The following is a 23136-nucleotide window of genomic DNA, read 5'->3' as shown; positions in this document are numbered from 1 at the left end:
GGATGCGGGAGGCCATTTCGCCATAAGGAGGAAACGTGTCCGAGTGGAGCATCCAGACCGACACCGTGAGATCCGTCCTCACCACCGTGTTGGGACACCTCGGCGACGGTGAGGCCACGGAAGGCCTGTCGGGGAACATCCTCGACATGGACACGGCCATCCAGGGCGCCGCGACCGAATGCTCCGACAGCATGCCGGTGAGCTCGGCCATCGGCATGTTCATGGAGCACTTCTCCCCCATCTGCGGACAGATGGTGCGACGTACGTCGAGCGCTCTCTCCGGCTGCGCCGAGGCCACCGAGTACTACGTCAACGGAGACTACGAAATGGCCGCGGAGGCCCAATCCGCGCACCTGGACACCCCCATCACCGAGGACGACCTTCCCCCCAACCTCTGATCCCAGGAATCCCCCCTTGCCCCTCAACGACCCCTTCTTCAATGACCTGGAGGCGAGCGCCTGCTACGGCGACGGCGCCATCGAGCCCTCCCAGATCCTGATCCCGCAGATCGACGCCGACGCGCTGGACGAGTACGCCAGGGACCTTCGCCGCGCCGGAAAGAACATCGGTACGGACGGAAACGACATCGTCGCCGACTGGGGCGGACTCGGTGACGCGTACGTGGCACCCGAATCCGAGACCATGCTCTCCGCCGTCGACAGGGTCGCCACCGACGGCGACACCGTGGAGACCGGTACCGGCGGCCTGGCCGCCGCGCTGATCGACTTCGCCAACGAGGTCCGCACGTTCAAGAGCAAACTCCATGGTCTGCGCGGCGACGCCACGGCCATGCGCACGCGGATCAACGAGGACGAGGACTGGCGGGACGACGAGGACCTCGTCCAGGAGCACAACGACCTCGTCGACGAGGTCGCCAGGACCCGTCAGGAATGGGAGGAGGCGGAGATCGCGTGCGCCAACGAGATCACCGCCCTCTTCGACGGGCCCACCTTCACCCGGTACGACGAGATGGAGGGGGACGGCTACAGCGGCAACGAGATCCCCTACGGCTTCAGTGAGATTCCCGAAGGCATGGAGATGCCCTGGGGGACCGCACAGAACGTGTCCAGGGGTTTCGTCGTGGACGCCTGGGACGGCGTGGCCGACATCGTCGTGGGTGCGGCTCAGGACGTCGGTGGTGTCACCGGGACCTGGCACGACGGTAAGTGGGGCATGCCGATCTTCGGGGAACAGGGACGCTCGAACTTCACCGGCTACATGGAGGAGAACCTCGAAGGGCTCTCACTCCTGACCGGCTTCTACGACCCCACCAAGCCCGAGGGCGAGCAATGGGGTGTGGACGATTTCGGCGAGTGGACGGACAACTTCCTTCCCGCCATCCGCGAGGTCGGACAGGGCATCGTCCCCACCGACGAGTGGGATGAACGCAAGGGTTACGTGGTCTCCCAGGCCGTCGTCAACGTCGGACTCATCGTCGGCGGCATCGTTCTCTCCGCGACCGGTGTCGGTGCCCCCGTGGGTGTCCCCATGCTCCTGGCGGGTCTGCGGACCGGTCTGCGGGCCACCAACAACGTCGGCACGATGGACATCCCCCGGTTCCACGATGACGCCGACTTCCACCTCCCCGGGGTCCCCCACCTGGACCTGTCCAGAGGCGGAGGCTCTGGAGGAGGTGGAGGTGGAGGTTTCTGGAGCAGTCTCCCCGGCGGGGCGTGGTTGGCCGATCTCGTCAGGACACGCGACGCCTTGGACGGCATCGGTGAAGGCGGTTCCACCCCGCCGAACACCCCCGTCGACCGGTCACCCACCCCCACGAGGCCGCAGGACGACACCGACGGTGCGTCGTCCGACCGGTCCCGGTCCGACGACGGGGAGATCGACTCAGGGGTGTCGGCCTCCGAAGTCGAGACCGGCCTGCGTGATCTGGAGGACTACGTCCGCCGCCACGCGGAGGATCCCGACATGTTGTTGGAGGAGATCAACCGCCGTCAGGGCAACGAGATCGTCGACGCGCATCGAACGCCCGAACTGGTGGGAACCGGCAATGGTCCGTCCATGTCGAGCAACTCCACCTTCACCAACAGCGCCGGTGGCAGTAGTGGTGGCAGCGGTGGTGGCGTCGATACCCCCACCACCGGCCGAGGCGGCATCACGGAGAGCTCCTCGGGCAATGGCAACGGTGATGGCGGTTCCCATGGCAGCGGGGGCACCGGCCGAGGTGGCGGTAACGGGGGCGGAGGCTCCAACCAGGCGAGTGGCGAGCTGGGCCCCCGAGGAAACTCCCCGAATACCCCGGTGAAGCCCACCGAGCTCAAGCCAGGAGAAACAGGGTTCCCCGGCCCCAACGAGCGATTTGGTGATGGGTTCGATCCAAAACCGAATAAAACGTACGTGCTACTCGATGCCGATGGCAAGCCAGGAGACACCTACACCACCGACGCGAACGGAAAGATCATCGAGATCAAAACCGACGCGCAATCGGACTCAAAGCACCCCGAGTTCCTCAACCCGAGGCCGGACGCCACCTACCGCGTCAAGGTCGGCAACGGCGAGTACATTTTCAAAACCGATGCCAACGGCAGGACCGTCTATGCTGAAGGCACTCTGGAACCCGGAAGACAGAAAAGGAATGGAACCGAACAAACCAATGTTAATCAGATGGGAAAACGGTACTTCGAAGTACTGAACGACCAGCTAAGAGAAAAGTTCAAGGTAGACAACGGGCGCCCTCCAGAAGCGCACGAGATCCAGCTCTGGGACATTGGAAAATGGAATGGCGGGCACATTTTCGGGTCAAGCGAATTCCTCGGCCCCGGAGAACGCTTGAACCAGGCTCCAATGCTGGATATTGTCAATCAGGAACGAAAGGTTCTCCCTGGAATCCAAGGAAGCTTCCGGAGAGCAGAATGGACATGGCACGGGCTTCTCACCAATGACCAGGGAGCCCTGAAGAGAGGACTCGGAAAGGACTACGAGGCGCAAATTAAGGCTTGGGAGTCCCTTCTGGAATCAGGGCCCAAACCGCCCGATGTTAAGATCCAGGTCCATCTCACACAGGACCCGAACCTGAAACCGATAAAGGACCCGGACACCGGAGAGAAGATCCCTCCGCCACCTTCTGAAGTCGTAGTAGACTGGTCCATTAACGGAATACAACAAGTACAGCTACTCTACGATAACCTTCCAGATGGACCACCTTAGAAAGAGGAAAAAATGGCCCGATACCCCATCGGCGACATCAATCCTATTGAACAGCAAGAAATCCTGAAGGAAATCGGTGGAGAAATCCTCGAGCTTCATCCTGAAATCGGAACGCAGCTAATATACGAAAGTAAGCTTGTTGGCGGATATGGAAACAATAGCCTTATCGCCGTAAATGAGAATGGAACCCGTGATCCGATCAGGCCTCCCGCATCGATCATCGCCCCTTGCAAGAAATTGCGTTACGGCATGTACCAGGAAGGCAAAGGCACCTGGTTCTCCATGAGGTACACCATCACCCGCCCCAGCAATTTCACGGTCGACTTCAACTACGACGAAGAACCGAAATTCCAGTTCACTCCGGACCCCGAGCTCTACGTCGAAGATCTCAAGCTTTTCCCCCGGGACCCCGATCACATTCCTGACTGGCTCCAGGAAAAGCTCCGCGAAGCCGAGGAAGAGTAACCCGACCGCCCCCGGCATCCGGAGAACTTCAGTGACGTACAACGTGGTCGCCCTGACCGAGGAGCTTCCCCACGCACGCTCGGTGATCCGTGCTCTCGAAAACGCTCATCCGGACTTCACCATCCGAGGTGCGAGCAAGGCTTCGGTGGTACGCCTACGGGACGAGGATGGCCGCCCCTTCGTGTCCGTGGAGATGCCCCAGGCAGTAGAGGCCACCACGGACGTGCGTCGACTACTCGGTGACGAAGCCGCCGACCACCTCACCCACAACGCCTGGTGGGTGGAGGTTCGCGCACCTGCGGACAACCCCCGGGCTGCGGAGGCGGCCCACCGGTTCGCGGCAACCCTGGTCGAACATCACGGCGGGCAGGTGTGGCCCATCGAACCTCGGTGGAACTGGGCGATGGGCTTGCCCACAGGGGGCGCCGACCATCCGTCCGCGTTGGTGGAGACGGAGAAGAGCCGAATCGTGGCGGTCGACTCGCCGGTCGTCGGCTTGTCCGCGGCGATCGCGGACACACTCTCCGCTGGGGCCCGGGACTCTCGTGGCCTCCAGGTACTCACCCCGGCCTCCGCTCACATCACGCATTCGCTCCGGAAGGTGCTGACTGCTTCCGGCTGCCGTTGGGTCGTCGAAGGTCCCGGAAACGGCCACTACGACGGACTCACCGGGATGCCGCTGACCTGGGAAGACGACCTCGGTTTCCAGGCACGTCGGGATGGCGCCCCGCCGGCGTTGGCCGAACGGCGAGGCGATCCCGGACTCGCCTTGGACCTGCACTTCATCCACCCGGCCGAAGCCGACCTACGTCTGGGCGAGATGGTGGAGCATACAACCAAGCTCATGTGCGGAGGGCCGCCTACCGGTTGGGGCACCAACGAACCCGCTCTGATGGCCTGGGACCCCCGCCGGCTCACCGACCTGTGCCGTGGTCGGGCACCGAACCCCACCCGTGTGGTCTTCTCGGGGCCCGGCTTCGCCGGCACGTTGAACGTGTCCCGCGTGGTCGAAGGGGTGAAGGAGAGCCTGAGCCTGGTCGCCGGCAACACCGACCACACGGCATTGCCCGAGCTTTTGGCCGAACTCCCGGACTCCTTCCAGAGTCTGACCGCGCACAGGGTCCCCGGAGCCGTCGACACCCACTACCGGCCGGTGCTCGGCGGCGCCTCCGTCCCGTTGGGACTGGCCTTGGGTCCCGAGATGGTCGCCCAAGTGGGCCGGGCCAAGGCGATGGCGGCACCCGTCGCCGCCAAGACGATCGGACCGCTGTGGTCCTCCGTCCTCTGGTTTCCCCTTGAGGAAGGGGCACCACGGGAACCATGGCGGCGGTTCAAGGGGCTCTTGGACTACTTGGGTCAGGAGCCGACCCGACGTTGAATCTGGGTAGGTGGAGACTCCGCGACGGCGCTACCCGCTTCTTCCAGATCATCCTCCTCTACCAGGAACAAAAGGAGAACGAATGGCCCGCTATCCGGTCGGTGGCATCAATCCCATCGAACAGCGGGAACTCCTCAAAGAGATCGGTGGAGGTATCCTCGATTCCCAACCAGAAAAAGGAGATCGTCTCGTATACGAAGACATGGCCGTAGCTGGATACGGGAGCAGTCGACTAACAGCAATTTACGAGGACGGAACATCCGAACGGATCGGTTCTCCTGTTTCGATCATCGAAACTTGCGAAAAACTACGCCATGGCATGTACCAGGAGGGTAAAGGCACCTGGTTCACGATGACGTACACCATCACCCGACCGAGCAGCTTCACCGTTGACTTCAACTACGACGAACAACCGAAGTTCCAGTTCACTCCGGACCCCGAACTCTACGTCGAAGATCTCAAGCAATTCCCCCGAGACCCCGAGCACATCCCCGACTGGCTCCAGGAAAAGCTCCGCGAAGCCGAGCAGGGCTGACCTCCATAGGAAGATCCCCGCGTGGACTCGGGAAGGGTCTACGGGTGGCGTGGGTTCGGTGGGAACGGGAAACGCGGCACCGCGTACGGGTGGGGCCTTCCGTTGAGGAACGCGTCCGCGTAGGCGTCGGCCGCGATGGGGCCCCGAACCGGCATCCTGGCCACGGGACGGGGCGCCTGAGGCCAGAGCGGTTCGTTCGGGCTTCCGGGCGCGTGGTTCGGCGCGGTGGGCTGACGGGGTCCGGGGCGGTTGACCGCGTACGGGGCCGCGGGGATGCCAGCGGCCACTCCCGGCACGAATCCTCCGTACACGTGGTCGTTCATCGCATACCTCCCCGTTCGGTCCGGCCTCGTGCGCGAGCACCCGTCAAGGAAAGCACGCGCTCTACCGCCTTCACCAGACACGGAGGCGAAGTCAGTCGGGTAGGTCGCCCAGACCGAAGTGGGGAAGCGCGGGGCCCAGGCCCTCGACCTCGACCGGAACCGTCCGGTGCTTTTCCCAGTCCTGCCTGGTCAACCGATACCGCAGTTCCCGGACCCGTTCGCCGCGCACCTGGACGTAGTGGACGCCATCCGGCCGATACCCCAGCTTTCGGGTGACGCCCTGGGACGCCAGGGACGTCTCGAACATGCCTGTGACCGCGTCCAGCGCGCCGAGTCCCTCGAACGCCAGGTGCAGGACGGCGGCGCGCATCTCGGTACCGATCCCACGTCCCTGCGCGCTCCGGGTCAGCCACGAACCGGTGCCCACCTGGCGCAGGATCGCGAAGTCCCTGGCCCTCATGTCCTGGATACCGACCACACGGCCCTCGAACTCGACGATCCCGTTGAAGCACCACGACTCGGGTGTCCAGGACCCCAGGGTCCGCCAGTTGTGCTGGATCACGCCCTGGGCCAACCGCTTCGGAGGCTGGTCGGTCCAGGGGAACATGAACGGCATGGTGTCCGGGTCGTGGACTCCGGCCACGGCGGCCTCGGCCAGCGCCGCGAGGTCGGAGTCGGTCGGCATCCGCAACGTGAGTCGGGGCGTGGTCAGGCGTATCCCCATCGGGGGAAAGTGGTCGGCGATCATGTTCGGAGATTCTGCTGCCGCCGACACACTCTGTCACCTGGTTTTATCCGCTCAGCGCAAGAGTTCGGCGACGAGCTCCGCCAGCGCCTCTCCGGCCGTTTCCGGGGCGGCCGTCGCGTCTCGGACCTCCCACCCGCGCATGCCGGCCAGATGCGCCGGATGGGCGTAGGCGGGGTCGGTCAGCAGGTATCCACAGGGCGCGTCCGGCCAATCCGGGACGGTGGGCAGGTGCTCGCTCCGATAGGCGGCGGGTTCCTCGGCCGGGACGGGCAGGTCGGCCAACCCCTGAGTACGTGCGATCTCCGCGCGTGTGGGACTTCCGGGGCGTGGCAGTGGAGCGTCCATCAGCACGTAGCCCAGGACCGGACGGTGGGCGGCGCGCTGGGCGGCCCCCACCGCACCGAGCAGCGGGCCCGTGTCGCCCTGGGCCACCAGGACGATGGGCGCTTCCGTGGCGACCAGGCGGTTGATCTCCAGGCTGGCGAGGGCCACGTAGCGGGCGGCGTGCGGCGGGGTGTCGTCGCCGATCACCTCCGGCAGGACCGGGTGGTGTCCGGTGTCGGCGAGGGCCTTCTCCACTCCGGGCGGGGTGAGGGGCACACCGAGGGTGGGGGGCAGGAGGACGGCGATCACGCGACGCCGCTCCCGCGGGTCTCGTCCCGCACCCAGGACAGGTACTCGGGGTTTCCACCGGTGACCGGCACGGCGACGATCTCGGGCACGTCGTAGGGGTGCGCCTCCACCAGGTGGGCGACCAGGTCGTCCAGGCGGTCGGCGGCGGTCTTGACCACGACCATCCACTCCTCGTCGGATCGCACCTCGTTCTCCCAGCGGTAGAAGCTGCGGATGGGCCCGCTCACCTGCGCGCACGCCGCCAGGTGGTGTTCGACGACCGAACCGGCCAACCGTTCGGCCCCCTCTCGACCATCGACGGTGGTCTCCACCCTCATGACGTCTGTGCTCTGGGTCAAGGTCGCCTCCTTCGAGGTGGGATGCCAGGTCCGCGGACCCCCACCGGGTGTTCTAGGCTCACTGATCATGAACGAACGTGATGAACTCCTGCGCCAGATCAACGATAAGGCGGTCGTGCGCGGAAAGGTGACCCTCTCCTCCGGCAAGGAGGCCGACTACTACGTCGACCTGCGCCGGATCACCCTGGACGGGGAGGCCGCGCCGCTGGTCGGTTCGGTCCTGCTGGACACCGTCGCGGACCTGGAGTTCGACGCGGTGGGCGGTCTGACCCTGGGCGCGGACCCGGTGGCCACCGCCATGGTGCACGCCGCGCACGCGCGGGGTCGCAGGCTGGACGCCTTCGTGGTGCGCAAGGCGGGCAAGGCACATGGTCTGCAGCGTCGGATCGAGGGTCCCGACGTCGCGGGGCGTCGGGTGCTGGCGTTGGAGGACACCTCCACGACCGGCGGTTCGGTGCTGACCGCGGTGGAGGCCCTGCGAGAGGCCGGAGCCGAGGTGGTGGCGGTCGCGCTGATCGTGGACCGTGGCGCGCGTGCCCGCCTGGAGGAGGAGGGTCTGGAGTACCGGCCCGTCTTCGAGGTGTCCGACCTGGACGTGTGATCTCGGCGGGCGGGGTCCGGATCGACCCCGCCCCAGGACCCTCGAAGGAATCGAGTGCTCGGGGCTCAAGGGTTCGGTGGTCTCGGGGCGAATCAGGGGGTCAGGGTGAAGCTGTGGTCTGGGTCCTTGCCGGAGACGTCCTGTTCGACGCCGTTGACGTAGACCTCGACGGCGCTCGGGTCTCCGATGCTGACCTCAAGGCCCTGTGTGTTCTCCGCGTAGTGCACGGAGTTGCCCTGCTGTAGTTCCTGGTCCATGAGCACGTCGCCGCCGGGCACCCGGACGAACACGTCGCTCGACTCGCCCACCACACGTATGTACAGAGCGCCCATATCGCCGGAATCCACCGGCTCGGCCGCGGCCTCGGACGCGTTGGCGCTGACGCCCGCACCCGTTCCGGGCAGCGATCGGTACAAGAAGTACCCGCCGAGGGCCACCAGAGTGACCAATAGCAGGACGGCTCCGACGATGGCCATCACCTGGCCAACGCCTCGCGGATCATTCCTATGCCTTCCCACGGCGACGAATGTAGCGCGTATCACGGCAAAAAGCGACAGCAGTCATCTCGAAGCTCCTGCTTGCTCACATGGAGCCCCAAATCGGGATGCAATCCGTACTTCTCTCGTACCCCTCATGACGAGCGCCGTTCGCCCCCCGTAAGCTGCGGGTACGCCGACACCCCGGGACATTTTGGTCTAGACCTTTTCAACGGCTCCGGGGATTCGAGATACTTGTGACGACACCTGGTGGACGCACGCACGCACGGCCCGGTCCATGGGCCACCCCGACGGACGGGCTTCCACCGGGCACCGCATGTGGGGTCCCGCCGGCACGCGCAGTGCGGCACCGGCGGACGCTCGCTCCAGGCCGAACCAGGGAGAGTCAAGCCATGCCCATCGCCAGCCCCGAGGTCTACACCGAGATGCTGAGCCGCGCGAAGTCCGAGGGCTTCGCCTACCCGGCCATCAACGTGACCTCCAGCCAGACGCTGCACGCCGCCCTGCGCGGCTTCGCCGAGGCGGAGAGCGACGGCATCGTCCAGATTTCCACCGGAGGGGCCGAGTTCCTCTCCGGTGCCTCGGTCAAGGACATGGTCACCGGCTCGGTCGCCTTCGCCGAGTTCGCCCGCGTCGTCGCCGAGAAGTACCCGGTGAACATCGCCCTGCACACCGACCACTGCCCCAAGAACAAGCTCGACGGCTTCGTCCGTCCGCTGCTGGAGATCTCCAAGGAGCGCGTGGCCAAGGGCCAGGACCCGCTGTTCCAGTCGCACATGTGGGACGGTTCCGCGGTCGAGCTGGAGGAGAATCTCCAGATCGCCGAGGAGCTGCTCGCCTCCGCCAAGGAGGCCCGCATCATCCTGGAGATCGAGGTCGGTGTCGTCGGTGGTGAGGAGGACGGCATCGTCGGCGAGATCAACGAGAAGCTGTACAGCACCCCGGAGGACGCCCTGCGCACCGCCGAGGTCCTGGGCCTGGGCGAGAAGGGCTACTACATGACCGCCCTGACCTTCGGCAACGTGCACGGCGCCTACAAGCCGGGCTTCGTGAAGCTGCGCCCCGAGGTGCTGAAGAACGCCCAGGACGCCATCGCCGCCAAGCACGGCAAGACCAACGCCTTCGACTTCGTGTTCCACGGTGGATCCGGCTCCACCCTGGAAGAGATCCACGAGGCGATCGGCTACGGCGTGGTGAAGATGAACATCGACACCGACACGCAGTACGCCTTCACCCGCCCGATCGTCGACCACATCATGAAGAACTACGACGGTGTGCTCAAGATCGACGGTGAGATCGGCAGCAAGAAGCTCTACGACCCCCGCGCCTACGGCAAGGCCGCCGAGGTCGGCATGGCCGACCGCATCGCCCAGGCGGCCCAGCACCTGAAGTCCGCCGGCAACAAGATGAAGTAGGACCCCACGGCGTCGCCCCGTCGGCGGCCCGCACCGGTGCCCGGTGACCGTTGTCGGTCACCGGGCACCGGCTTTTCCGTACCGCGCCGACACCTGAACCTGGAATTCCCGGCACGGAGAATCCGACACCGCCTTTCACCGCGCATCGACACAAAAGGCACAGCGATCCGCCACTGATCCCGAACGTACGGTTACGCCCGATAGGTTTTCGGGGATTCCACCATCACGCCTCCCCGCGCGGAATGAGGAAACGTGAAAGACAGTGACCGTGGGCTACGCATCGCCGCCATTGGCGCACTCGTGATCGGTTCCATGCTCACCGGGTCATCGGTGGCCGGAACCGCCTGGGCCTCCTCTCCGGACGAAAGCGCGGTGGAGCGAACGTCGGCGGCCTGTGGTCTGGGCGCCGACAATCCCCGCGTTTCTGGTGGCACCATCTCCGGAAGCGGATCCCGGGCCGGTTGTGGTGGCACCGTGACCCTGACCGTCCAGGTACGCAAGCACCGCCCCGCCTGGCCCGACAAGGTCGTGGCCGAGACGAGCCGGACCGGGTTCTCCAACGGCTCTCTCACCGCCTCGGGCGGCTGCGACGGCAACGGCACCTACTTCACCGAGGCCAGGAGTTCGAGCGGTAACAAACTGTCGTCCGGAAGGGTCAACAGGTGCTGACCGGAATTCGTTTCCGGTTCCCTCTCCTCGCGAATGGAAATGGACGGACCCATGCGGGTCACCCTTGAGGGACTGGACTTCGGCTATCGAGGTCGCCAGAAGGTCCTGAACGACCTGACCTGGACCCTGGAGCCCGGTGTCACCGGGCTCCTCGGACCGAACGGGGCGGGCAAGACCACCCTGCTGTCGCTCATCGTGACGTTGCTCCCCGTGCGCGAGGGACGCCTCTTCATCGGGGAACACGACCTGTCCACCACGGTCGGCCGGTCCCGGGCCCGTCGAACACTGGGGTTCGTACCCCAGCGTTTCTCCCTGGCCGGTGAGCTGACCGTGGCGGACACGGTCGCGTACGCGGCATGGGTGCACGGACTGGGTCGGCGCGAGTGCGGGCCGGCGGCGCTACGGGCACTGGAGTCCGTCGACCTGTCCGACCTCGCCGACCGACCCACACGCACCCTTTCCGGTGGTCAGCGTCAGCGCGTCGGCATCGCCGCGGCACTGGCCCACGATCCTCGGGTCCTGGTCCTGGACGAGCCCACGGCCGGGCTCGACCCCGGACAACGGCTCCGCGTGCGCGAGGTCGTCGCCGGGTTGGGCGAGGACCGGACCGTACTGGTCTCCACGCATCTCATCGAGGACGTCGCACACCTGTGCTCCCGCGTCGGGGTACTCGCGGGCGGACGGATCGAGTTCCACGGCACCTTCCCGGAGCTGAAGGCGCTCATCGAGGACGGTTCCGTGGGAAGCCCCTACGGTTCCGAGTTCGAGCGGGCGTACGACCGGCTGATCGAGCGGGTCGGGGAGGGTCCGTGACCACGCTCCGAGGCCGGGTGAAGGCGTCCGCGCTCTTCTGGCCGCTCCCACCGCTCCTGTGCCTGGCCCCGGCCGGCCTGATCCTCGCCCTGACCCTCGCCGGGACCTGGAGCCCACTCTCCTGGAGAGCCCTGGACTGGGTGTACCTCTCCGGCCAGGTGGGGGCCCAGGCCCGGCTGCCGGTCGTGGTGGCGGCCGGGACCGCGGCCCTGGTGGCGGCCAGGTTCACCCGGGCGAGCCTGGTCTTCGCCCAACCCTGGCAGCCCCGTCTGGGACGGGACGTTCCGCTGCGGCACGCGCTACTGCTCACCGGGTGGTGCCTGGGCGCCTACCTCGTGGGACTGATCCCACTGACCGTCGCGGTCGCCACGCATGGTGCGGGAGTGGTCAGCCCCATACCGGTGCTGGGCGCCCTGGCGGGTTTCGTGGCGCTCACCCTGCTCGGCTACCTGTGCGGGCTGTTCGCGCGCGGGCTGTTCGGCGTCCCCGTGGCGATCGCCACGGTCTTCGTGCTCACCGCCCTACCGGTGGTCGCCGACCCCTGGACGGCGACGTCCCTCCAACTCCCGTTCGTGCCCTTCGTGGGCATGCGGGAGAGCGTTCCGCTCGGTTCCTACCGACTGGGGTTCTTCCTTCTGGCGGTGACCATCGCGGCATGGACGACCGCCTGGTTCCTACGTGTCCCCCGGCGGTTCTCGGTCCCGCACGTGTCGGGGGTCGTGCTCCTGGCCTCGGCCGCGCTCCTGCCCCACCTGTACACGTTCCCGCTCCTGGCCTACGCCCAGGACGGAGACGAGGTCTGCTCGGAGCGCGACGGGATCCGCTACTGCGTACACGAGGGGCACGCGGACGAACTCGCTCTGATCATCGACCTGGCCGCCCCGGTCTTCGCCGCCCATGGGCAGGCCGACGCCGCCCCGAACGAGGTTCGCGACCACGGTCTGGCCACCGGAGACGGCGAAGTACTCGATGGTCCCGCTCACGGGGTGCTCTGGATGCGCGTCCATCCAGGTTGGGATCCGTACCGACAGGTGCCCGGAGACGCGGCCGCGTGGCTGGTACCGGACCTGTTCGTGTGCGGTTCCGAGGGTGTGGCCGCCATGGACCGGAACGCGCGGGCCCGAGAACGGAGGGCGGCCGTGATAACGGGGCTTCAGGCCTGGCTCGCTTCGCGGGCGTTCGAGGGCGACACCTCCGAGGACGGCCTGTTCGCCGATGCCGACCCCGACGAGGTCCGTGCGTGGATCGCCCGGGACGGGGACCGTCTGGCCGCGTGTGAGGTGGAGCCGGAGGAACTGCCGTGGTGGCCGTAGCGCTACGCCCTTCCCTGGTTCCGATGCTCGTCGCACTGGTCTCGGCCGTCGTGGCCACGGTGCTCGGCCTGGCCCTGACCGGGGCCGTGGTTCCGATCGCGGTGTTCGACTGGCCCAACGAGGAACAACGGATCCCCATCGCCGAACTGTTGTGCGTGTGCGCGGCCACGGCGGGCGTCCGGGCGAACCGCCCTCGTCTATGGGAGTGGGAACGCCTGGGCGGGGCCCGGACGCGGGTCAGGGCGGCAGCGGTGGCCGCGCTCGGCGTACTGCTGTCCACGACCTTGGCACCGGTGCTGTTGTCGACCACGGCGGATGCCCAGAACTCGTGGTTCCTGGTCACGAACGTCCTGCTGGCGGTCTCGGCCGTGTACCTGCTGGCACCCTTCCTGAACGCGGTGCCCTCCGGGCTGCTCGTTCTCGTCGGGATCCTCCTGGGAGCGGCGGCCTGCAACATGGTTCCCGGCCTGTACCGGGTGAGCCCGTACGCGTACGTGGGCTCCGACGGTTGGCGGGCCCCGGACCTCCTACCCGGGGCGACCGTTCCGGCGCTGGCGGTCGGCCTCGCCTTGGCCGCGGTGGCCGCGCACGCGGTGACGCACGGCTCCACCGCTCGGGCTCGGTGGCGGGGAGCGGAATCGAACTGACCTCGATGGCAGGATGGGACGTATGAACCTGCACCAGAACCTGCTGAACGAGCCGCCCGAGACACGTCTGGCCGAGGACACCGAAGCCCGCGACGCCCTGGCCGCGGCCGACGACCCCACCCCGGTCGCCGGCCGCTTCCCGTCCTACTCCGCCGCCTGGGCTCGCCTGGCCGAGCTGGCCCTGGCCGACGGAAGGCCGGTGGCCGCCTACGCCTACGCCCGCACCGGCTACCACCGGGGGCTGGACCAGCTGCGCCGTTCCGGTTGGAAGGGGCACGGACCGATCCCGTGGGAGCACGAGCCCAACCGCGGTTTCCTGCGCGCGCTGCACTCTCTGGGTAAGGCGTCCGAGGCAATCGGCGACGCCGAAGAGGCCGAGCGCTGCTCGACCTTCCTGCGCGAGTCCAGCCCCGAGGCGGACGAGGCCCTCAACGGCTGAGGGGAGCACGGGGAGAGGGGATCCGGTCCCTTCTCCCCCGCACCATCCGGCACCACCGAACGGCGCGTCCCAGACGCCCCGAGGCGCACCTGACCAGGATCCACCGGTCGTGTACCCTCAATACGCAACGGCCCCTGTCGCTGCCTTGCGCCAGGGGTTGATCCATGTCCGGGGTGGGAAAAGCCCCGTTCAGGTATCGAGCGAAGAGGTAGAGATCAATGCCGGCGATCACGCTCGTGGGTGCCCAGTGGGGCGACGAGGGCAAGGGCAAGGCCACCGACCTGGTCGGTGGGCAGGTGGACTATGTGGTCCGTTACCAGGGTGGCAACAACGCCGGGCACACGGTGGTCATCGGGGACCAGAAATACGCCCTGCACCTGCTGCCCTCCGGCATCCTCTCCCCCAACGTCGTACCCGTCATCGCCAACGGCGTCGTCATCGACCCCGGGGTTCTGTTCGAGGAGCTGCGCGGTCTGCAGGAGCGGAACGTGGACACGTCCCGGCTGCTCATCTCGGCCAACGCGCACCTGATCATGCCCTACCACCGGGCCCTCGACAAGGTCAGCGAGCGCTTCCTGGGCAAGGGCAAGATCGGCACCACCGGCCGCGGCATCGGCCCGGCCTACGCCGACAAGGTCTCCCGCCAGGGCGTGCGCGTCCAGGACATGTTCGACGCCAAGATCCTTCGTAAGAAGATCGAGCTCGCCCTCCACGACAAGAACCAGCTCCTCACCAAGGTGTACAACCGGCGTGCCCTGGAGGCCGAGCCGATCATCGAGGAGTACCTGGGCTACGCCGAGCAGCTGCGTCCCTACGTCGCCGACACCTCCCTGATCCTCAACAAGGCGCTGGACGAGGACAAGACCGTCTACCTCGAAGGTTCCCAGGGCACCCTCCTGGACATCGACCACGGCACCTACCCGTTCGTCACCTCCTCCTCCCCCACCGCCGGCGGTGCCGCCGCGGGCGCGGGCATCGGCCCCAACCGCATCTCCAAGGTCGTCGGCATCCTGAAGGCCTACACCACCCGTGTCGGCTCCGGCCCGTTCCCGACCGAGCTCCACGATGAGCAGGGCGAGTGGCTGCGCACCCAGGGCGGCGAGTACGGCGTGACCACCGGACGCAACCGCCGGTGCGGCTGGTTCGACGCTCCGATCGCCCGCTACGCCACCCGTGTCAACGGCGTCACCGACTTCTTCCTGACCAAGCTCGACGTCCTCACCGGTCTGGAGCGCATCCCCGTGTGCGTGGCCTACGACGTCGACGGGGTCCGCCACGACGAGATCCCGATGACGCAGACCGACTTCCACCACGCCACCCCGATCTACGAGTACTTCGACGGGTGGTCCGAGGACATCACGGCCGTCCGGGAATTCGACGAACTCCCCAAGAACGCACAGTCGTACGTGCGTACTCTGGAGGAGATGGCGGGGGCACCGATCTCCGCCATCGGTGTCGGCCCCGGGCGTGACGAGACCCTCGCACTGCGCTCGCTGGTCTGATCCGGCGACCATCGTCCTTCCTCCATACAGAAGAAGAGGCCCCCTTCAGTGAAAGCCCTCGTTCTCGGCGGCGGAGGCCGCGAACACGCACTCGTCCGTGCCCTCTCCCTTGACCCGGGCGTCACCAGCATCCACAGCGCCCCCGGCAACCCGGGCATCTCCGACCTGGCCGAGAACCACGTGATCAACGTGACCGACGGGTTGGCCGTGACCGAGCTCGCCGCGCGTATCCGCACCGAGCTGGTCGTGATCGGTCCGGAGGCCCCGCTGGTGGCGGGCGTGGCCGACGCGCTGCGCGACCGCGGCATTCCGGTGTTCGGTCCCGACAAGGAGGCCGCTCGGCTGGAGGGGTCCAAGGCCTTCGCCAAGGAGGTCATGGAGGCCGCGGGGGTGCCCACGGCCAAGGCCCGCGTGTGCCGTACCGCCGGTCAGGTCTCCGATGCCCTCGACGAGTTCGGGGCGCCCTACGTCGTCAAGAACGACGGGCTGGCCGCCGGCAAGGGTGTCGTGGTGACCGAGGACCGTGCCGTCGCCGAACAGCACGCCCGGGAGTGCGGTCGGGTCGTCATCGAGGAGTACCTCGACGGGCCCGAGGTGTCGCTGTTCGTGCTCACCGACGGCGCGCACGCGCTGCCGCTGCTGCCGGCCCAGGACTTCAAGCGCGCCCACGACGGCGACCAGGGTCCCAACACCGGTGGGATGGGCTCCTACTCTCCCGTGCCGTGGGCGCCCGCCGGGCTGGTGGACGAGGTCATGGAGTCGGTCGTGCGACCGACCGTGTCCGAGATGAACCGGCGCGGCCACCGCTACCAGGGGTTGCTCTACGTCGGCCTGGCCCTGACCTCGAAGGGTCTGCGCGTGGTGGAGTTCAACGCGCGCTTCGGCGACCCGGAGACCCAGGTCGTACTGGATCGGCTGGCCACCCCGATCGGCGCGGTCCTGCAGGCCACCGACACCGGTGGGCTGGGTTCGATCGGTTCGTTGCAGTGGAAGTCGGGCGCGGCGGTCTCCGTCGTGATCGCCGCCGAGAGCTACCCGGGCGACCCGGTCAAGGGCGACCTCATCGGTGGTCTGGACGCCGCCAACGCCTTGGAGGGTGCCTACGTGCTGCACGCGGGCACCGCCTGGGACGGTGTACGCGACGTCAAGTCCAACGGTGGTCGAGTACTGAACGTGGTGGGCACCGGCACGGACCTGCGTCAGGCCCGTGAGCGCGCCTACGAGGCGGCGAGCCGGATCGAACTGCGCGGTTCCTTCTACCGTTCCGACATCGCCGAGCGCGCCGCCGCCGAACTCTGATTCGGGTTCCCACGCGGCGGGACGACGTGACGGGCCCTGGGCGGTCGCCGAGGGCCCGTCTTCGCGGGACGCCGATGGGACCGTGCCGCGAACACACCCCCACCAGAACTTCCGGACGACGTGGTGGAACGCACTCTGTCCCGTTACATGGAGATCTACGAGCGGTTGACCGGCACGGAATCGCGCGTGTGAGCCGAAACGCGGGGGTGATTCGGCCCACGCAGGCGCCGATCGAGGTTCGGGAGCACGTATGGTGGATCGAGTTGTGCACGACGCCGAGGTAAACGGTGTCCCATACGCACGACCCCTGGTCTCTCCCTCAGGCGTAACGCCTCTTTGGGCGTTTGTGGGACTCTATCCGTGATCTGCGGGTATACCACGTTTTGGGCCGGTGCCCGCCGACCCTTGCTATAGAGTCATCGCGAACCTACCGGTTCACTGGCCGCGCAGGTCACGCGCAAGTTGGTCGCAACGTTCCAGGGGAAACCCGCGTCTAAACCCACATAGGCGAACCCGACGAGGGTGACCTTTTTTCACATCTGCCTCACGAAGGAGCACATGAGCATGGGCCAGGAGGTTCGTTACCGCGTCCGCGGCGGACGCCCCCTCAGCGGAACGGCGTTCATCCAAGGCGCGAAGAACGCCGTCCTGCCGATGATCGGGGCCGCCCTGTTGGCGTCCAAAGGACGTACCGTTCTGAGGAACGTCCCCGTCATCGAGGATGTGTACCGCGCGCTCGAACTCGCCGAACACGTAGGCGCCAAGGTCGCGTTCCACGAGGCCGAGCGCACCGTCGTGATCGACGCGTCCGGGCTCAATGACCCCGAGAAGGCGGTCCTGCCCGCCGAGATCGCGGCCCGCTTCCGTGGCTCCGTGCTCTTCGTTCCGGCCCTGATGCACCGCACCGGCAGTGCGCGCATCGAGGGCGTCGGCGGTTGCAACCTCGGCAGCCGCAACCTTGACTTCCACTACCGCGGTTTCGCGCGTCTGGGCGCCGAGGTCACCGAGGACCTTGAGCGCAACCACATCAACGTGGAGGCGAGCAAGCTCCGCGGCGGCCGGCTGTACCTGGACACCCCGTCCCACACCGGCACCGAGAACCTCATCATGGCCGCCGTGCTGGCTCCCGGCACCACCGTGATCGAGCACGCGGCCCTTGAGCCCGAGGTCCTGGACGTCATCGACTTCCTCAGCGCCATGGGCGCGAAGATCAGCGGTGGCGGTACCGGTCTGATCACCGTCGAGGGCGTCAAGGAGCTCACCGCCGTCGAGCACAGCATCATGGCCGACCGCATCGACGCCGGCGTGTTCGCGATGACCGTCGCCGCCACCGGTGGCGAGGTCAGCCTGGTGGGTGCCAACCTGGACCACCTGGGTGTGGCCCGTTGGAAGCTCGAGCAGATGGGTGTGGGCTTCTCCCAGGAGGGTGCGGTCCTGCACGTCCAGAGGGACCCGTCCGTGCCGCTGCGCCCGATCAACGCGGTGACCTCGCCGTTCCCGGGCTTCGCCACGGACCTCCAGTCGCCGCTGATGGCCCTGGCCACCCTGGCCGAGGGTGAGAGCTACATCCACGAGGCCATCTACGACGGTCGCTTCGCGCTGGCGGACGAGCTCAACAAGATGGGCGCCAAGATCGAGGTCGAGGGCACCCGCGCCATCGTGCACGGTTCCACGAACCTGCGCGGCGCCGAGGTGATCGCCCACGACCTGCGGACCGGTGCCGCTCTGGTTCTCGCCGGACTGGTCGCCGAAGGTGAGACAATCGTTGCGCCTGGTTATCTGGTGGACCGCGGTCACTCTCAGTTCGCGCAGCGACTCGCCGCGCTAGGCGGGGACGTGGAGCGCGTCACCGGCTCGTAAAGAGTCGTTCGCGCAGTTCAAGCCGGGGTGGGGGGCTTCCCTCCACCCGGGCTTTCGGCGTTGATATGGAAAACGATCTTCTTTGGCCCCGCACAATGGGTACGATCTCGGCAATCATGCCGTGACAGAGATCGGGTCGGGAAACCAGTGGGCGCACATAGTGAAGAGCGTGGAATGGTAGCGGGGAGCAACCCGAGGTGAGTGCCCAGCGTACTGGCGATTTGACGATCGGCGTCATAGGACCCCATGAGGTGGTCGAACGGGTCATGCTCATGGGTCCTGGGTCAACAGGACCTCTCAACGCCAGACTCATCGCCGCCGCGTATCGAGATGAGCAAGAGGCGACGGACAAGGTCGTCAGGCTGGGGTCGGCGATCGATGCCTATCTGTTCGCCAGCCCCGTCCCCTACGAGTTCGCGAGGAAGGCCGGCGTGTTGACCATGCCCGCGACCTTCGTGCCACTCGGTGGGGCGAGCCTGCACGAGGCCTTGCTCCGAGCGACCTTGGACGACCGCTTCGACCCGACCAGAGCGAGTCTGGACGTGCTCAGCCGAGCCGACGTGGTGGAGGCCTACTCCGAGGTCGACCTGCCCGTGGACGGGATCCACGTGCACGAGGAACTGACCAACACCGCCCAACTCACCTCGTTCCACGAGGGGCTTTGGCGGCGTAAGGCCACCCGGATGGCGATCACCTGCGTACGCGGGGTCGCCGAGCGTCTGGAGGCCATCGGGGTTCCGGTGATCAGGCTGCGTCCCACCAACGCCGGGGTGCGCAGCGCGCTGCAGACCGCCGGGCTGTTGGGCGCCCACCACCGCCTGGAAGAGGCCCAGCTGGGTGTCGTCGTGGTCGACGTACCGACCCTGCGCGACTCCTCCCGACGGTCCACGCCGCGTTACTGGCGTGAGGAACTGCGGCTCTCCCTGCACCGACTGCTGTTGCAGGAGGCGCACCGCATCAACGCGACGGCCCACCGTCTGGACGACCACTCGTTCATGATCACGGCCACCCGTGGCTCTCTGGTCACCGCGACCGAGGGGTTCCGGCAGCCGCCGTTCGTCGAACGGATCAAGGCGGAGTTGGGCATCGCGATCGAGGTGGGCATCGGTATGGGCCGCACCACCCAGGACGCGGAGTCGCACGCCCGCGCGGCCCTCAACCGCGCCCAGGCCTCCCGACAGAGCTTCGCGGTGGACCGTGAGGGACGATCCCTGGTCCCGGCCCAGCGCGCCCCCGCACGGCACTCCTCCGAACCCCTGCGCACCAAGGGCCGTGAGACCCTCGTGCGTCTTTCGGAGAAGATCGCCGAGGAGGACGGCCCCCTGGTCGTCGACGCGGAGAACGCCGGGCGGATGCTCGGGGTCACCTCCCGGACCGCGCGCCGGTTGCTGCGCACCCTGGTGGAGGAGGGCCTGGCCTGGCCTCTGCCGCCGAACCGCACCCTGCAGCCCGGCCGCCCACGTCAGCTCTACCGGCTGATCGTGGAGAAGCTGGACAAGGACTCGGCCGGCAAGTAGCCGCACGTACGTACCGTCGACGGGGGCGGGTTCCCTTTCGGGAGCCCGCCCCCGTCGGCTTATGACCCGGTGACGAGGGTTCAGCGACGCTTGGCGTAGGCGGTGGCGACCGTCAGGAACGTGTCGTTCTCCTCGGGCGTGCCGATGCTGACGCGAACACCCTCACCGTCGAAGGGCCGCACCGAGACCCCGACCTCGGCGCAGGCCGCGGCGAAGTCCAGGGTGGCCTCCCCCGCACGCAGCCACACGAAGTTGGCCTCGGTCGGGGGCACCGTCCACCCGGAGGCCAGCAGGGCCTCACGGACACGCTCACGCTCCTTGACGGTGGTCGCCACCCGTTCCAGGAGCTCGTCCTCCGCGTCCAGGGAGGCGACGCCCGCGGCCTGGGCCAGGTGGTTGACCGCGAAGGGCACGAGGGTCTTCCGCACCGCCGCGGTCACGTGGGGATGACCGACGAGGAACCCGAGTCGGACGGCCGCCAGACCGTAGGCCTTGGAGAAGGTCCGCAGCACGGCGACGTTCGGCCGGTCGGCGTACAGGGCGATGCCATCGGGGACCTCGGGGTCGCGCACGTACTCGCGGTAGGCCTCGTCCAGGACCACGAGGACGTGGTCGGGGACGCGGTCGAGGAAGTCGACGAGTTCCCGTTCCCGGACCGTGGTGCCGGTCGGGTTGTTCGGGTTGCACACCAGCACCATGCGGGTGTCGTCGGTGATGGCGGCGAGCATGGCTTCGAGGTCGTGGGCCTCGTCCTTGAGGGGCACCCGGACCGACGTGACCCCGGACAGCTCCGCCAACAGCGGATAGGCCTCGAAGGAACGCCACGCGTAGACGACCTCCGCGCCCGGCTCGCCGACGGCTTCCAGGAGCTGCTGGAGCAGCCCGACGGAACCGGCGCCGAGGGCGACGTGCTCTACCGGCACGTCGAGGTGGACGGCGAGTCGTGCGGTGAGCTCGGTCGAGCCCGGGTCCGGGTAGCGGTTCAGGTCGACGGTGGCCCGGGTGATGGCGTCACGAACGGACGGGAGCGGACCGTAGGGGCTCTCGTTGGAGGACAGCTTCATGGAGCGCCCGTCGGGACCGACGACCTTGCGGCCGGGCTTGTAGGCGGGAATGGACTCCAGTACCGCCCGCAGATATGGCGATTTCGACTCCGACACCATTGTCCTTCCTCAATACTTTGTGCTAGCCCCGAGACACTCTCGGCAATGAGATGTCCGGGTTGGCCACCGCTCCAAGCGGAAATATCGCACAAACCAGGAGAAACCACCATGCGTTTGCGTCAATTCACCCGCACGGCCGTGGCCGTTTCGGGGGTGGTCCTCCTGGCCGCCTGCGGCGGTCAGGAACAGGATCAGGGCGACGACCCCAACGCGGAGGCCTCCGCGGCACTGCACGAGGCCCAGCCGGTCAACGTCCGGGACGCGACCCTGCTGGCCGAGAGCAGCGAGAGCGGCACCTATTCCGAGCTTGTCACAGTGCAGTACTCCGAGGAGGTGCGGGCCTCCACGGAGCTGGACAAACCCGAGTGCCTGGACGCCGCCAACCGCTGGGGCGACCTGGATTCGGTACGCGACGCGCCCGCGTCCGTGGCCGCCTACGAGTGGGAGCGGGGCTCGGTCTCGCACATCCTCGTCGAACTCGACGAGGAGTCCGCCACCGAGGCCCTGGGGACCCGGCCGCCGGAGACCTGCTCGGAGTACACCGCCACCTATGAGGACGGCAGCAGCTCCGAATACGGGGTCCGCGACCTCGAACTCCCAGAGTTCGGTGACGAGTCCCGTTCCTTCGCCATCCAGGTCACCGACGATGGCGGAGAGAACAACATGTACACCGTGATGTACCGCAACGGCGCGCTGCTCGGCACCACGTCGATCATGGGACCGGGCGACCCCGAGGAGTACGAGCGAATGCTCGTGGACTTCACCGAGGCCGCCGTCGAACGTCAAGGACAGATGCTCGGCTGACCGGCGCCGAGACGCGAAGTCCGGTCAGACCTGGATCGGCTCCCCCTCGGGGTCACCGGGCATCCCTCGCCCGGCCTCGCCCGGAGGTTCCTTGGCCAACGTGTCCGGTCTGGCGACACCCCGGCCCTCGACCTCGTCCCTCTTGGCCGCCTGACGCGGTCGGGGCAGCCTGCGCGGCGGTCCCTGGAGGTCGAGGGTGGTGACCGCGCCGAAGGTGGCGATCACCGAGCCGCTCTGACGGTCCACGAGGGCCGCGCGCACGCCGGTCCGGCGCGGTCCACCGACGCGCACCGCGTAGACCACGTCCACCCGTTGGCCGTGGCGCATCCCGTCGTAGCGCAGGAAGCGCCAGCAGCCGTGCCGCCAGGTGTCCTCGGGTTCGGTGGAGAGCATCACCTTGGCGTTGGTGCGCCAGACGTCGCTGCGCCGCAACCGGCTCAGGCTTCGACGTGGGGAGTGCTCCCGCAGGGCGCACGAGTCGGCACCGACCGTCCGGCCGAGGGCCTCGCGCAGTTCCGGGCTGAGAGCCGCGAGCAGGAGCAGTTCCACCCCGATCACGACGCCGTGGGTCAGGGTGGGCGTGGCCGCCACGTCCCAGCCGTTCGGCGCCAGGCCGACGGTGGTGGCGGCCGCCACCGCGAGCAGGGACGCGCGGGTGAGCGTGCGCCACCCGATCGGTTCGCGGCTCAGACCGCCGAAGCATCCGCAGCCCGCCTCCGGGTCGCGCCTTCGCACCACCGACAGGACAACGACGGAAGCGGCGAAGAGCAACACCGTGAGCACTCGCGCCACCTCGCCGAGCGGCCCGGTGAGGGTCAGCAACGCCACCGCCAGGACCACCTCCAGCAGGCAGGTGAGGACCGTGACGGGACGGCGCCATCCCTGCGGCACCAACACGGCGACTCCTGTGCCCTGCGAACGCGGGGCGGCCTTGGCCACCGCGCCCATCAGCAGCAGCGCCGCCAACAGTGGCAGCTGGACCTCGCGGACCGCTGCGAGGATCTCCGGGAACATC

At 67.5% G+C, this 23136-nt stretch carries 24 protein-coding genes and 1 pseudogene; 18 read left to right on the top strand and 7 right to left on the bottom strand.

All coding sequences use genetic code 11. The features are described from left to right. Positions 1-35: 35 nt before the first annotated feature. The 5 genes from ACWGSK_RS16660 (at position 36) to ACWGSK_RS16640 (ending at position 5540) form a co-directional block, all read left to right on the top strand. Positions 36-398, top strand: a complete 363-nt coding sequence (locus ACWGSK_RS16660; protein ID WP_358512971.1) for a DUF6507 family protein — start codon at positions 36-38, stop codon at positions 396-398. 244 nt (positions 399-642) lie between these two features. Next, positions 643-3162 carry a hypothetical protein gene (locus tag ACWGSK_RS16655; protein ID WP_452456162.1) on the top strand — a complete coding sequence of 840 codons (2520 nt, stop codon included), beginning with the start codon at positions 643-645 and terminating at the stop codon, positions 3160-3162. A 12-nt stretch (positions 3163-3174) separates the two neighbouring features. Further along, on the top strand, positions 3175-3627 hold the full coding sequence (locus ACWGSK_RS16650) for a hypothetical protein (RefSeq protein ID WP_452456161.1): 453 nt from the start codon (positions 3175-3177) through the stop codon (positions 3625-3627). A gap of 31 nt (positions 3628-3658) precedes the next feature. Further along, on the top strand, positions 3659-5005 hold the full coding sequence (locus ACWGSK_RS16645) for a DUF6177 family protein (protein WP_452456160.1): 1347 nt from the start codon (positions 3659-3661) through the stop codon (positions 5003-5005). A gap of 82 nt (positions 5006-5087) precedes the next feature. Next, the gene (locus ACWGSK_RS16640; protein ID WP_452456159.1) at positions 5088-5540 is read left to right on the top strand and encodes a hypothetical protein; all 453 of its coding nucleotides are present in this window, start codon (positions 5088-5090) and stop codon (positions 5538-5540) included. Between the two features lie 38 nt (positions 5541-5578). On the opposite strand, the gene ACWGSK_RS16635 is transcribed toward ACWGSK_RS16640, so the two are convergent. The 4 genes from ACWGSK_RS16635 to cutA all read right to left on the bottom strand — a co-directional run bounded on the left by ACWGSK_RS16635 (position 5579) and on the right by cutA (position 7582). Continuing rightward, positions 5579-5863: a hypothetical protein gene (locus ACWGSK_RS16635; RefSeq protein WP_452456158.1), complete on the bottom strand. Its 285-nt coding sequence runs from the start codon at positions 5861-5863 to the stop codon at positions 5579-5581. Positions 5864-5954: 91 nt separating this feature from the next. Beyond that, the gene (locus tag ACWGSK_RS16630) at positions 5955-6611 is read right to left on the bottom strand and encodes a GNAT family N-acetyltransferase (RefSeq protein ID WP_452456157.1); all 657 of its coding nucleotides are present in this window, start codon (positions 6609-6611) and stop codon (positions 5955-5957) included. 51 nt (positions 6612-6662) lie between these two features. Next, positions 6663-7244, bottom strand: coding sequence for a hypothetical protein (locus ACWGSK_RS16625; RefSeq protein ID WP_358512983.1), 582 nt, complete (start codon positions 7242-7244; stop codon positions 6663-6665). Then, positions 7241-7582, bottom strand: a complete 342-nt coding sequence (gene cutA / locus ACWGSK_RS16620; RefSeq protein ID WP_358512985.1) for a divalent-cation tolerance protein CutA — start codon at positions 7580-7582, stop codon at positions 7241-7243. Before cutA ends, ACWGSK_RS16625 begins: the two co-directional genes overlap by 4 nt. Positions 7583-7649: 67 nt before the next feature. On the opposite strand from cutA, the gene pyrE reads away from it, so the two are divergent. Continuing rightward, positions 7650-8183, top strand: a complete 534-nt coding sequence (gene pyrE, locus ACWGSK_RS16615) for an orotate phosphoribosyltransferase (RefSeq protein WP_358512987.1) — start codon at positions 7650-7652, stop codon at positions 8181-8183. A 92-nt stretch (positions 8184-8275) separates the two neighbouring features. Here pyrE and ACWGSK_RS16610 read toward each other — a convergent pair whose 3' ends face one another. Next, positions 8276-8659 (bottom strand): RodZ domain-containing protein, encoded by a 384-nt coding sequence (locus ACWGSK_RS16610; RefSeq protein ID WP_358512989.1) that lies wholly within the window; start codon positions 8657-8659, stop codon positions 8276-8278. A 413-nt stretch (positions 8660-9072) separates the two neighbouring features. Here ACWGSK_RS16610 and fbaA point away from each other — a divergent pair, with 413 nt between their 5' ends. From fbaA to ACWGSK_RS16555, 11 genes and pseudogenes are all read left to right on the top strand, one after another. Continuing rightward, positions 9073-10095, top strand: coding sequence for a class II fructose-bisphosphate aldolase (gene fbaA / locus ACWGSK_RS16605; RefSeq protein ID WP_358512991.1), 1023 nt, complete (start codon positions 9073-9075; stop codon positions 10093-10095). Positions 10096-10347: 252 nt separating this feature from the next. Further along, positions 10348-10764, top strand: coding sequence for a hypothetical protein (locus ACWGSK_RS16600; protein ID WP_452456156.1), 417 nt, complete (start codon positions 10348-10350; stop codon positions 10762-10764). Between the two features lie 51 nt (positions 10765-10815). Then, complete coding sequence (locus ACWGSK_RS16595; protein WP_358512995.1) at positions 10816-11577, top strand: ABC transporter ATP-binding protein; 762 nt, start codon at positions 10816-10818, stop codon at positions 11575-11577. Then, positions 11574-12890 carry an ABC transporter permease gene (locus ACWGSK_RS16590; protein ID WP_452456155.1) on the top strand — a complete coding sequence of 439 codons (1317 nt, stop codon included), beginning with the start codon at positions 11574-11576 and terminating at the stop codon, positions 12888-12890. The genes ACWGSK_RS16595 and ACWGSK_RS16590 overlap by 4 nt, the downstream gene beginning before the upstream one ends. Then, positions 12878-13537, top strand: coding sequence for a hypothetical protein (locus ACWGSK_RS16585; protein WP_452456154.1), 660 nt, complete (start codon positions 12878-12880; stop codon positions 13535-13537). The genes ACWGSK_RS16590 and ACWGSK_RS16585 overlap by 13 nt, the downstream gene beginning before the upstream one ends. Positions 13538-13559: 22 nt before the next feature. Then, positions 13560-13976 (top strand): DUF3151 domain-containing protein, encoded by a 417-nt coding sequence (locus tag ACWGSK_RS16580; RefSeq protein WP_358513001.1) that lies wholly within the window; start codon positions 13560-13562, stop codon positions 13974-13976. Between the two features lie 218 nt (positions 13977-14194). Continuing rightward, positions 14195-15478 (top strand): adenylosuccinate synthase, encoded by a 1284-nt coding sequence (locus tag ACWGSK_RS16575; RefSeq protein ID WP_067605670.1) that lies wholly within the window; start codon positions 14195-14197, stop codon positions 15476-15478. Between the two features lie 48 nt (positions 15479-15526). Further along, positions 15527-16777, top strand: a complete 1251-nt coding sequence (gene purD, locus ACWGSK_RS16570) for a phosphoribosylamine--glycine ligase (RefSeq protein ID WP_358513003.1) — start codon at positions 15527-15529, stop codon at positions 16775-16777. Positions 16778-16852: 75 nt separating this feature from the next. Then, positions 16853-16969: pseudogene (locus ACWGSK_RS16565) on the top strand (phosphoribosylaminoimidazolesuccinocarboxamide synthase); the annotation flags it as partial. A 372-nt stretch (positions 16970-17341) separates the two neighbouring features. After that, a complete protein-coding gene (gene murA / locus ACWGSK_RS16560) occupies positions 17342-18637 on the top strand; it encodes a UDP-N-acetylglucosamine 1-carboxyvinyltransferase (RefSeq protein WP_358513020.1) in 1296 nt (431 codons plus the stop codon). A 251-nt stretch (positions 18638-18888) separates the two neighbouring features. Then, the gene (locus tag ACWGSK_RS16555; protein ID WP_067605658.1) at positions 18889-20154 is read left to right on the top strand and encodes a transcriptional regulator; all 1266 of its coding nucleotides are present in this window, start codon (positions 18889-18891) and stop codon (positions 20152-20154) included. Positions 20155-20234: 80 nt separating this feature from the next. On the opposite strand, the gene hisC is transcribed toward ACWGSK_RS16555, so the two are convergent. Continuing rightward, positions 20235-21317 (bottom strand): histidinol-phosphate transaminase, encoded by a 1083-nt coding sequence (gene hisC / locus ACWGSK_RS16550; protein WP_358513006.1) that lies wholly within the window; start codon positions 21315-21317, stop codon positions 20235-20237. 108 nt (positions 21318-21425) lie between these two features. Here hisC and ACWGSK_RS16545 point away from each other — a divergent pair, with 108 nt between their 5' ends. Next, a complete protein-coding gene (locus ACWGSK_RS16545; protein ID WP_358513008.1) occupies positions 21426-22121 on the top strand; it encodes a hypothetical protein in 696 nt (231 codons plus the stop codon). Between the two features lie 24 nt (positions 22122-22145). Here the strand turns inward: ACWGSK_RS16545 and ACWGSK_RS16540 are convergent, their stop codons facing one another. Continuing rightward, positions 22146-23135, bottom strand: a complete 990-nt coding sequence (locus tag ACWGSK_RS16540; RefSeq protein WP_358513010.1) for a MauE/DoxX family redox-associated membrane protein — start codon at positions 23133-23135, stop codon at positions 22146-22148. Position 23136 lies beyond the last annotated feature (1 nt).

The organism is Nocardiopsis sp. NPDC055551 (assembly GCF_053619415.1).
This window is presented reverse-complemented; position numbering and strand designations above follow the sequence as displayed.

Excerpts from the sequence above, each read along its gene's own strand:
- murA (WP_358513020.1), top strand. The coding sequence starts at position 17,342 with ATGGGCCAGGAGGTTCGTTACCGCGTCCGCGGCGGACGCCCCCTCAGC.
- pyrE (WP_358512987.1), top strand. The coding sequence starts at position 7,650 with ATGAACGAACGTGATGAACTCCTGCGCCAGATCAACGATAAGGCGGTC.
- ACWGSK_RS16580 (WP_358513001.1), top strand. The coding sequence starts at position 13,560 with ATGAACCTGCACCAGAACCTGCTGAACGAGCCGCCCGAGACACGTCTG.
- ACWGSK_RS16595 (WP_358512995.1), top strand. The coding sequence starts at position 10,816 with ATGCGGGTCACCCTTGAGGGACTGGACTTCGGCTATCGAGGTCGCCAG.
- ACWGSK_RS16640 (WP_452456159.1), top strand. The coding sequence starts at position 5,088 with ATGGCCCGCTATCCGGTCGGTGGCATCAATCCCATCGAACAGCGGGAA.
- ACWGSK_RS16540 (WP_358513010.1), bottom strand. The coding sequence starts at position 23,135 with ATGTTCCCGGAGATCCTCGCAGCGGTCCGCGAGGTCCAGCTGCCACTG.
- fbaA (WP_358512991.1), top strand. The coding sequence starts at position 9,073 with ATGCCCATCGCCAGCCCCGAGGTCTACACCGAGATGCTGAGCCGCGCG.
- ACWGSK_RS16650 (WP_452456161.1), top strand. The coding sequence starts at position 3,175 with ATGGCCCGATACCCCATCGGCGACATCAATCCTATTGAACAGCAAGAA.
- hisC (WP_358513006.1), bottom strand. The coding sequence starts at position 21,317 with ATGGTGTCGGAGTCGAAATCGCCATATCTGCGGGCGGTACTGGAGTCC.
- ACWGSK_RS16610 (WP_358512989.1), bottom strand. The coding sequence starts at position 8,659 with ATGGCCATCGTCGGAGCCGTCCTGCTATTGGTCACTCTGGTGGCCCTC.
- ACWGSK_RS16545 (WP_358513008.1), top strand. The coding sequence starts at position 21,426 with ATGCGTTTGCGTCAATTCACCCGCACGGCCGTGGCCGTTTCGGGGGTG.
- ACWGSK_RS16655 (WP_452456162.1), top strand. The coding sequence starts at position 643 with ATGCTCTCCGCCGTCGACAGGGTCGCCACCGACGGCGACACCGTGGAG.
- ACWGSK_RS16575 (WP_067605670.1), top strand. The coding sequence starts at position 14,195 with ATGCCGGCGATCACGCTCGTGGGTGCCCAGTGGGGCGACGAGGGCAAG.
- ACWGSK_RS16635 (WP_452456158.1), bottom strand. The coding sequence starts at position 5,863 with ATGAACGACCACGTGTACGGAGGATTCGTGCCGGGAGTGGCCGCTGGC.
- ACWGSK_RS16630 (WP_452456157.1), bottom strand. The coding sequence starts at position 6,611 with ATGATCGCCGACCACTTTCCCCCGATGGGGATACGCCTGACCACGCCC.